Below are 6,682 nucleotides of genomic sequence, written 5' to 3'. Positions count from 1 at the left end.
AAAGCGTTGAACAAGCTTACTGGGTTAGGTATGCCTGAAACTTGTCGTATTGACTCAGAAATACGCGAAACGGGTTGGCTCTATCTCTAAATTTAATTACGCAACAAAGCCGGTCGATAATTAAAAATGGACTGCTTGACAATCCTGAAAGCTTATCTGTTTGGGAACAGCTTCACTCGAAATCAGCCTAATTTCATATAAAAATCAGTACGCTTGTGCTTCTTCATAACTTTGCGACAAACCGTCATGAACGACAGATAACACTCTCAAATAGAAAGTATTTAAAAATGGAGAAGAATGCTCAGTCATTGTTCATTCCTTAAGCAAAGTTTTAAAAGTAAATTTTCGGATTAATTCTTCTGCGGTGAGTGGTCTTGAGTAGTAGTAGCCCTGTACCATGTCGCACCCGACCTCTTCAAGATAACGCCTTTGCTCCTCAGTTTCGACGCCCTCAGCCACAACGGATAACCCCAGATTCTGAGCTAAGTCCACCACAGATTTCACTATCATTTTGTCGTGTATGCTGGTCGCCAAACTCTCAATGAACGATTTATCAATTTTCAAAACCTTTGCGTTAATTCTTTTGAGGTACGATAAAGACGAAAAGCCAGTACCAAAATCGTCGATAGCGATACTGAATCCTACATGTTCTAACTTTTGCAACACGCGCATTGTTTTTTCTGGGTTACTCATCAATACCGACTCTGTCACTTCTAATTCAAATATGGAAGGAGAGAGTCCCTCTTCTGAAATCATACTTATAATGCTCTCAAAGAACTCAGGTTGCTCTAATTGTTGAACGGAGATATTCACAGCCATTCTACCTGGCAACACTCTGCCCTCTGATTGCCACTGACGAAATTGCTTACTGGCGGCTTTGATGACCCACTTACCGAGAGGACACATTATCCTATACTTCTCGGCAAGAGGAATAAACTCCCCAGGGTTAATGATACCAAGCTCAGGCTCGTCCCAGCGAAGCAGAACTTCAACCCCTGCAACTTCCGTACTGGCTGTATAAAATTTTGGCTGATAGACTAGATGAAACTGATCTTTATCGTGTATAGCCTGATTTAACCTGCGCGATAACTCCAATTCACGATGATAGTGTGTGCCAATCTGTTCCGTGTAGAAGACAAAGTCCCGATCAGTCGACTTAGCTTCGTACATAGCTAAGTCTGCATGTGAGAGCACATCATGCAATGTTTCACCGTCCAAAGGCCATGTGGCTGCTCCGATACTAACACCCAGAAAAGCTTTTTGTCCTATATTTATCGGGATAGGTCGACTCAGTGCCGCTACCAATTGGGCAGCTAAATGCGCAGTGCTTTCTTGTGTCGCTTTTCGATGAATCACAACAAACTCATCCCCTCCAACTCTAGCTGCTAAATCACCAGACGGAAGTGCGTTTTCAATCCGTCTAGCTACCTCTTTTAGCGCCGTATCACCAGCAAGGTGGCCTCTGCTATCATTAAGCTCTTTAAATCGGTTTAAGTCGGCAAACAATATCGTAAAGCAGTTATCTTTAGCTAGTTGTAAGTCCATTATCCTCTTGGCTTCTTCGATAAAGTAGGCCCGATTAGGCAGTTCCGTTAGACTATCAAAATGAGTCAATTTCCGTACGCTGTCTTCCATAGCCCTTTGAACTGTAATGTCTTTTTTTTCTGCAAGATAACAAATAACTTCTCCTATATCGCACATTATCGGAGAAATAACAGCTTCTTCAATATACTCGGGGCCATCTTTATATTTATTGAAAAATACACCCTTCCAAGAACTTCCCGACTGTAATGTGCGATACATATCGCGGTAGCTGTCGACTGGGGTATTGTTTGATTTCAATATTCTTGGGTTCTTGCCAAGAACTTCACATAGGGCATAGCCACTCAGTTCTTCAAATTTTTTATTGGCGTAGATAATGTCCCTGTCAACGTTTGTAATAACAACGGCGTTTGCACTTTGGTTTACGATAGAGAAAAAAAATGACAGTTTTTCTTGTTGAGTCATCACCGAGACACAGTTATTTGGAGTTAGTAGTGACTTGGTACAGTCTTTCTTGAATACATCTAAAAGACTGTAATCTACTGATAGTTTTATGTTTTTATTGATTTTAATCTTTACATCTCCAATATAGTAGAGTGAATAACACACTTTTTTGCTCTTTGAGGTCAGTCAAAAACACTTAATCAACCTAGACCTTTGACTCAGCAACAACAGACTTAAGTCTTTAGCACAGCTTGGTTATTAGTCTAAGTATTTAAGTAAACTTAGTTAATCGATCGTAGGTTGATGACTTTGTCTTTTGGTTTTGAAAAAAACCTTCTGTTAGTAATATTAACGAGCAAATAGATTGGTCTATATCCGGGGGAGAGGTGTCGATATAGACCAAGGTGCGTCGGATTATTCCAGCTTAAAGTATGTCAATAGTTGTTTAAGCTCTTCGGCAGCACTTGCCATCTCTTGAGTTTGAGATGCCATATGTACACTAGCTTGATTAATTTCTCTTGCTGATAAATTAATCACACTAACATTTTCACTCATTTCATTTGAAACGATGCCTTGCTGTTCAGCGGAAGCGGCAATTTGAGCGACCATATCATTAGCTTCGTTGAGGCTTCCTACCATAGATACTAGTGTGTCTTTTGTATGTTGAGCTGTTTCTACACAGGTGCTAATACTTGCATTATTACTTTCCATGACAGTAAGCACTTCAGAAGTACTAGCGAGTAACTCGTTAATCGTTGATTGAACTTGACTGGTAGAATCTTGAGTTCGGCTTGCAAGATTGCGAACCTCATCGGCAACCACAGCAAAACCACGACCTTGTTCTCCTGCTCGCGCCGCTTCAATCGCGGCATTCAGTGCAAGTAAATTTGTTTGTTCAGACACTTCTTGGATAACTTGCACAACTTGGCCTATATTATCTACACCGCGTTTCAAGGTCGCCATTAACTGTGTTGTTTCATCGATAGAGAGGGAGATTGCCGAAACATCTTCAAGTGTTGTGACCATACTTTGGCTGCTGGCTTGTGCTTGATGCGAGGATTCACTGGTTTTTTCTGAGCTATATTCGGCGTTGATAGCTACATTCTTAATAGTTGCTGACATTTCACTCATTGCCGTTGACATCTGCTCAAGTTGTGAGTTCTGAGATGCTAAACTTTGAGCAGTTTCTTCACTTGAAGAGGCTATGCTTTCCGATAAAAGACTTGCCTTATCGGCTGTACTTTGCGCAGCAATTAAGGTACCTCTAATGGTAGTCTGCATTTGACAAAGGCCTCGGTTTAGCTCTCCAATCTCATCTTCTCGGTTCTGTTGGAAGTTTGTTGTTAAATTGCCACTCGCGATGATCTTGAGGTTTTCAACTAATTGTTCGATTGGTTTTACAATACTATCGCTGATAAAGAAGCTAATAGAAAACAAGATCCCCATAATAATTACTAATAAAACGCTTTGCTGCATGATATTTTTGTGAAAATCTTCTTGGATGTCAGAAATGAATAATCCCGATCCTACAATCCAATCCCATTCTGGAATGTAATACACATATGAAATCTTATCTTTATCTTTTCCTTGCTGATCTCGCCATGTGTAACTCAAAAAACCTGAAGAATTGTTTTTGGCAATACGAGACATTTCGCGCCAATGATAATTACCTTTACTATCTCGAACGTTAGTCATATCTTGGCCAATAGAAGTCAGCCTTTTCGGGTGGATAATTAGTTTGTTTTTTGTATTGGTTACCCAAAAATAGTGGTCATCATCATATCTGAGGTCTGATAATATTTTTTTTGCTGCTGTTTGAGCGTCTTCTATATTTAGAGACTCATTGGTTCTGAAGTGTTGGACTAAGGATACCGCAGTCTCTACTTGCGCTTGCAGTTTATCATGCCTTTCTTCAAGTCTCTGCTCTTGTTGAATGTAGAGTTCGAATCCTCCCAACAATAACATAAGCATAGCCGCTAGACCGATTGTCATTTGAATTTTGTTTTTTATAGATACATTATTTAACATGTTTAATTATCAAGTATTATTAATATTATTAATAATACTTAATGCCCACTTATAAATAAAGGTTAATTTTGTTAAGTGCGCCTAAGTATTGTCATCTGAGGTGGCTTTGTTGCGTAATTAAATTTGGAGATAGAGGCACCCCGTTTCGCATGCTTTTTAGTCAATACGACGGCGTTGTTGATCAAATCGGTTTAAAGACCAACGACGCCATATGTGACTCGCCGTTAGTTTCGAACAGGCATACCTAGTCCTATGACTTTGTTTATAGCTTTGACATTCGCCATGATTTCTCCCACTTGAGCGTTGTAACATCTCAAGCTCAATTTACCGCTGGTTAGTCCTTTATATCGAGACATTGCGGTCTCAGATATTGAGCGATAGTGATAACCCGACTCAGATTTCCACTCCGCTATTGTTCCGTTTTTCAAAGCCTTTACTGCTTCATTTCTGGGATGCCCTTCTTCCCAAAGCGCCGCATTCTTTCGAGGCGGTATCAACGGAGTACTGCCCTTATTTTGCAGGGTCTCATAGCAACTTTTTGTGTCATACGCTCCATCAGCAGATACGGTATCTACCTTTCTACGTAAAGGGTTGAGTAATGTTGGCAGCACTTCGCTATCGCCAACACTTACAAGACTGACTTCTGCACTAATGGCCTCATGAGTTTCTACATCAACGGCTAAGTGCAGTTTGCGCCAAGTTCTGCGTTTTTCGGCGCCGTGCTTTTTCACCTTCCACTCACCTTCGCCAAAGACTTTGAGACCAGTCGAGTCAATAGCGATATGGCGAATAGCTCCTCTGGATTTGTTACGATATTTGACCTGAACTGTCTTCGAGCGTTTGCTGATACACGTGTAGTCAGGGGGCGTCAGTGGAACCTCCAGTAGCTCAAAGATAGAGTCGATAAAACCTTGAAGAGCCCGCAATGGTAGAGAGAATATCCCCTTAATCATCAATGCAGTTTCAATCGCTGTATCAGAGTACTGGAAGCCTCTACCACGCTTACCATGATGGGCTTTGCATCGCCATGCATCTACGGCTGAATCATCTATCCAGAACGTAACCGAGCCCCCGTTTGCACAGAGCCTTATTGTACTCCGCCCAGTTAGTTATCTTCTTTTTTGCCTTACCCATGTCACCACCGCTCTAACCATCATAAAGGATCAGATCGCAAGACTCGAAAAAGGTTCAACTGATTTAGGCAACAACGCCTTCCAAGAGTGGAAAATTAAAAGCTTTAGTTCTTAAGAGCACACCGTTAAGTATCAACTAACTGATTCATACCTTTATATCACCTAGTCCGTAGTTAACGTAATGACAAAGTCGCTTAACGTAACGTCCAGTATTGATGGTGCAGATCAGTGGTGGAATGGCCTCATTTCAGTACAAGCCAAATGGCATCTTGACTTCCAAGCCAACAGCATTAAACACCGCCGAGTTCTATCCATACCTCGTCTAGGGAGAGAGGTACGAAATCATCGGCGATATCAAATTAACGAATCCCAATATCAATGGGTAATGTTCGAATATCAAAGGCTCACACACAATGCAGGACTAGGGAAAATATGAGGGGATCCGTCAGCGTCGCCGGTTCTCTCGCAACTTTGCGGGATTTATTATTTTTAGATATGATAAGATCTTTATACATAATAAAGAGTAATCACAATGAAAAACAAAGGCTTCATTTTAGGTGTTTTCGCTTCAGTAGTACTTGTAGGTTGTGGCGGTGGTTCGTCAGCGGCACCGAGTGCAACAGTAAAAACGTTTAGTGGTAATGGCCTATACGTTAACCCGACTGACTTGACCGTCATGCTTGTTGACTCAAAGCGATCTAAGAACAACCTAATTGTGGGTGACTTCGCGAACAACAGCGTTTACTTTGTTGATAGTGCGACCACGACAGAAACATCGATGACAACTAGAGGTCTATCTTTTACTAGCAACAATGTTTTTGTGAAAGAAAGAATTCAGTTAATGCATGCTAAATTTACAAACAATATTGCAACTCTAACAGCCGTTGTTAGCGGGTCAAACCTTGTTTACTCAATGAATAAAACAACTGACTCATTAGCTCTTGCCCAAATCACCGGTACTCATACCAATGCAACAGATGGTAGTACGTGGACGATTAACGCAGATGGTTCATATGTCGTTAATGGCGTTTGTACAATTACAGGTAAATTGGTTCGTAATGGATCTTACTTTAATGCAGATAACGCAAGTGCCGTTTCTTGCTCGCAATCAGCGCTAAATGGCAGTTACAACGGGGTTTTCTTGACGGTTAAGCACAACGGTAAAGATTACATTGCAGGGGTGTTAGGTAATGACACGGGTATTTTGTATGGAAATGCTCCAACGAACTAAATTGGTCATTAACTAGGGCGTGTTGATCTTTGTTGTGTATCTCATGTTCAGCAATACATCGGTAGCCCGCGGTAACATGAATGCCAGCGATAGCATGCTGGCATAATTCCTTTCTAGCTTGTCATATCTACTTGAAATAGCTCGTTTGATGGTCGAGCCATCACAATCTTTGAACAAGTTTTTGAATATGGCCAATACAACTCACCGAAAAGTCACCAAGCATTCCTTGATAAATTGCAGAGTATTTTGCCGAATAAAATCAGTCCGATCATCGTTTCTGATGCGGGTTTTAGAAATACTTGGT

The 6,682-nt window shown here is 41.0% G+C and carries 3 protein-coding genes and 4 pseudogenes; 3 read left to right on the top strand and 4 right to left on the bottom strand.

Annotated elements, in window-relative coordinates; all coding sequences use genetic code 11:
- Positions 1-312 precede the first annotated feature (312 nt).
- The 3 genes and pseudogenes from ACED25_RS22690 to ACED25_RS22680 form a co-directional block, all read right to left on the bottom strand.
- Positions 313-2,151 carry an EAL domain-containing protein gene (locus tag ACED25_RS22690; protein WP_371696184.1) on the bottom strand — a complete coding sequence of 613 codons (1,839 nt, stop codon included), beginning with the start codon at positions 2,149-2,151 and terminating at the stop codon, positions 313-315.
- A 249-nt stretch (positions 2,152-2,400) separates the two neighbouring features.
- Complete coding sequence (locus ACED25_RS22685) at positions 2,401-4,014, bottom strand: methyl-accepting chemotaxis protein (RefSeq protein WP_017096405.1); 1,614 nt, start codon at positions 4,012-4,014, stop codon at positions 2,401-2,403.
- A 224-nt stretch (positions 4,015-4,238) separates the two neighbouring features.
- Positions 4,239-5,148 (bottom strand): annotated as a pseudogene (locus ACED25_RS22680) (IS5 family transposase).
- Between the two features lie 228 nt (positions 5,149-5,376).
- On the opposite strand from ACED25_RS22680, the pseudogene ACED25_RS22675 reads away from it, so the two are divergent.
- Positions 5,377-5,583 (top strand): annotated as a pseudogene (locus ACED25_RS22675) (transposase); the annotation flags it as partial.
- A gap of 96 nt (positions 5,584-5,679) precedes the next feature.
- Positions 5,680-6,378: a hypothetical protein gene (locus tag ACED25_RS22670; protein ID WP_017082806.1), complete on the top strand. Its 699-nt coding sequence runs from the start codon at positions 5,680-5,682 to the stop codon at positions 6,376-6,378.
- A gap of 47 nt (positions 6,379-6,425) precedes the next feature.
- Here ACED25_RS22670 and ACED25_RS22665 read toward each other — a convergent pair.
- Positions 6,426-6,522: pseudogene (locus ACED25_RS22665) on the bottom strand (IS5/IS1182 family transposase); the annotation flags it as partial.
- Between the two features lie 3 nt (positions 6,523-6,525).
- On the opposite strand from ACED25_RS22665, the pseudogene ACED25_RS22660 reads away from it, so the two are divergent.
- Positions 6,526-6,682 (top strand): annotated as a pseudogene (locus tag ACED25_RS22660) (transposase); the annotation flags it as partial.

Origin of the sequence: Vibrio sp. 1F263 (assembly GCF_041439035.1) — a bacterium.
Lineage (GTDB): Bacteria > Pseudomonadota > Gammaproteobacteria > Enterobacterales > Vibrionaceae > Vibrio > Vibrio tasmaniensis_A.
This window is presented reverse-complemented; position numbering and strand designations above follow the sequence as displayed.

What these genes read in the sequence shown, in the direction of transcription:
- ACED25_RS22670 (WP_017082806.1), top strand. Translation starts at nt 5,680, where the DNA reads ATGAAAAACAAAGGCTTCATTTTAGGTGTTTTCGCTTCAGTAGTACTT.
- ACED25_RS22685 (WP_017096405.1), bottom strand. Translation starts at nt 4,014, where the DNA reads ATGTTAAATAATGTATCTATAAAAAACAAAATTCAAATGACAATCGGT.